A 2,583-nucleotide genomic window follows, 5' to 3' on the forward strand; every position below is an offset into this window, starting at 1 on the left:
GGACGAGGACCGCGCGCACCCGCCGACCGACACAGCGCGCCCGGGGAGCCGGGCGCACCGAGGAACGGGTGAGGTGGATGGACATCGTGGGGAACAGGACGCTGCGAGACCTGTGGGAGGAGCTCACCCGCACCTCCGCGGACAGGACCTTCCTCGTCTTCGAGGACCGGGACGGCGTCGTGACGGAGTGGACGTACGGCCAGTTCGCGGAGCGGATCGTCCGCACGGCCAACCTCTTCCGTTCCTGGGGCGTCGCCCCGGGCGACCACGTCGGCGTCCACCTCGGCAACTGCCCCGAGATGCTCGAGTGCCTCTTCGGCCTGGCGCTCGTCGGCGCCGTCAGCGTCCCGTTCCACCCCCGCAGCACGGCGAGAGAGTGCAACGACATCCAGCGCCGGGTCGGGGCGCGCGTCGTGGTCGCCGAGCCCGACGTCCTGCCCGCGCACGGCTACGTCGGCGACCCGCGCATCCTGCTCGCCCGCTCGCAGCACGACGTACCCGGCACGACGCCGTACGGGCCCGCCCGCGACGCCCAGCCGGACGTCCTGGTGGACCGTGTCCCGCTCGCGGGCGAGGACCCGGTCGGCATCGTCTTCACGTCCGGTTCCACGGCGTGCCCCAAGGGCGTCGTGCTGACCCACGCCAACCTGCTGTTCAGCGGGCTGTTCGTCGACTGGCAGGCCACGATGACGGCGCAGGACCGGCTCCTGACGACCATGCCCGCCTGCCACGTGAACTTCCAGCTCAACGCCCTCATGCCCGTGCTGACAGCCGGTGCGACCCTGGTCGCCGTCGAGCGGTTCAGCGCACGACGGTTCTGGGCGCAGGTGCGCGAGCACCGCGCGACCGTGGTGCAGAGCATCGCCATGATGCTTCGCACGACCATGCTCCAGCCCGTCGCCGTGGACGAGCGCGACCACCAGGTGCGAGAGGTCCTCTACTACCTGCCGGTCACGGACGAGGAGAAGGCCGCCTACGAGCAGCGCTTCGGGGTACGCCTCCTCAACTCCTACGGCACGAGCGAGACCCTCGTCGGCGTCCTCACGGACCCGCCCGTGGGCGAGCGCCGCTGGCCGTCGGTGGGCCGCGTGGGCCTCGGGTACGAGGTGCGCATCGCCGACGTCGACGGGCACGAGGTCCCGGTCGGCACCGTGGGCGAGATCCAGGTGCGCGGGGTGCCCGGCCGCACGCTCATGAAGGAGTACTTCCGCGACCCCGAGGCCACGGCGGCCGCGATCACCCCCGAGGGCTGGTTCCGCACGGGCGACCTCGGTCGCGTGGACGCCGACGGCTGGCACTGGTTCGTCGACCGCCGCACGCACTTCGTCAAGCGCTCGGGCGAGAACGTCTCCCCGACGGAGGTCGAGGAGGTGCTCACCCGGCACCCGGCGGTCGCCGAGGCCGCCGTGATCGGTGTCCCCGACCCCGTGCACGACGAAGCCGTCAAGGCGTTCGTCGTGCTCGTCCCCGGACAGGTCGTCACCGTGGCGCAGGTACGCGCGCACTGCGCCGCCCACCTCGCGGACTTCAAGGTCCCCACGATCGTGGAGGTCGTCGACGACCTGCCCCGCACCACCACCTTCAAGGTCGCCAAGGCCGCGCTGGTCTGAGGCCGACGTCACGGGGGCCGGGCGGCTCCCGCACCCGAACCCCCGCGCACGTTCCCCGGACGCGCGCAGAGCACGCAGAGAGTAGGAAACGATGGTCATCAAGACCGAGATGGTCGGCCAGTGGTTCGGCCCGTTCGAGCGCGAGTACACCTTCCGCGACCTGAGCCTGTTCGCCCTCGGCTCCGGCTGCGCGATCGACGGCCGCACCGACCTCGAGTACGTGTACGAGAAGGACATGAAGGTCCTGCCGACCTTCGCCGCGATGCCGATCGTCGACTCCGAGGTCACCCGCACCATCGACTACGGCTACGACTACGCCGGGTCGCTGCACTGGAGCTTCGACGTCACCTTCCACCGGCCGATCACCCGGCTGGACGGGAAGCTCTCGACCAAGGTGCTGCTCAAGGGCCTGTACGACCGGGGCGAGGGCAAGGGGCTGCTCGCCCAGCACGTCGGCGACACGTACGACGACGAGGGCAATCTCCTCTTCACGAACGAGAGCTGGGACTGCCTCATCTACGACGGCGGGTGGGGTGGGCCGGCTGCGCCGAAGGACATCGTCGAGATGCCCGACCGCGAGCCCGACGTCGAGACCATCGAGACCATCCCGGAGAACCAGGCGCTGATCTACCGCCTGTCGGGCGACTACCACCCGCAGCACGTCGACTGGGAGTACGCGGCCGAGAACGGTCAGCCCCGTCCGATCCTGCACGCCGTGAGCTTCGCCGGCATCGTGTGCCGCCACTTCGTGCGCGCGTTCGTCCCGGGCGAGCCCGAGCGTCTCAAGCGCTTCAAGACGCGCATCACCGCCTCCGTCCTGCCGGGGACCCGGGTGTCGACGCAGATGTGGCGTATGGAGGACGGGCGGGTGCACTTCCGCCTGGTGGACGCCGACGACCCGTCGGCCAAGCCGTTCCTCAACTTCGGCGTGATCGAGTGGGCCTGAGCCAGGACGACCGCCGCCCCGCGGGGG

2 protein-coding genes are annotated in these 2,583 nt (G+C 70.8%); both read left to right on the forward strand.

Annotated elements, in window-relative coordinates:
• Window positions 1–77: 77 nt before the first annotated feature.
• The gene (gene caiC / locus ACFRCR_RS18270; protein WP_377679585.1) at window positions 78–1,610 is read left to right on the forward strand and encodes a crotonobetaine/carnitine-CoA ligase; all 1,533 of its coding nucleotides are present in this window, start codon (window positions 78–80) and stop codon (window positions 1,608–1,610) included.
• A 91-nt stretch (window positions 1,611–1,701) separates the two neighbouring features.
• Window positions 1,702–2,556 carry a MaoC/PaaZ C-terminal domain-containing protein gene (locus ACFRCR_RS18275; RefSeq protein ID WP_377679584.1) on the forward strand — a complete coding sequence of 285 codons (855 nt, stop codon included), beginning with the start codon at window positions 1,702–1,704 and terminating at the stop codon, window positions 2,554–2,556.
• The last annotated feature ends 27 nt before the right edge of the window (window positions 2,557–2,583 follow it).

It is taken from the genome of Oerskovia sp. NPDC056781 (genome assembly GCF_042789955.1).
GTDB classification, from domain to species: domain Bacteria; phylum Actinomycetota; class Actinomycetes; order Actinomycetales; family Cellulomonadaceae; genus Oerskovia; species Oerskovia rustica.

What these genes read in the sequence shown, in the direction of transcription:
- ACFRCR_RS18275 (WP_377679584.1), top strand. Translation starts at nt 1,702, where the DNA reads ATGGTCATCAAGACCGAGATGGTCGGCCAGTGGTTCGGCCCGTTCGAG.
- caiC (WP_377679585.1), top strand. Translation starts at nt 78, where the DNA reads ATGGACATCGTGGGGAACAGGACGCTGCGAGACCTGTGGGAGGAGCTC.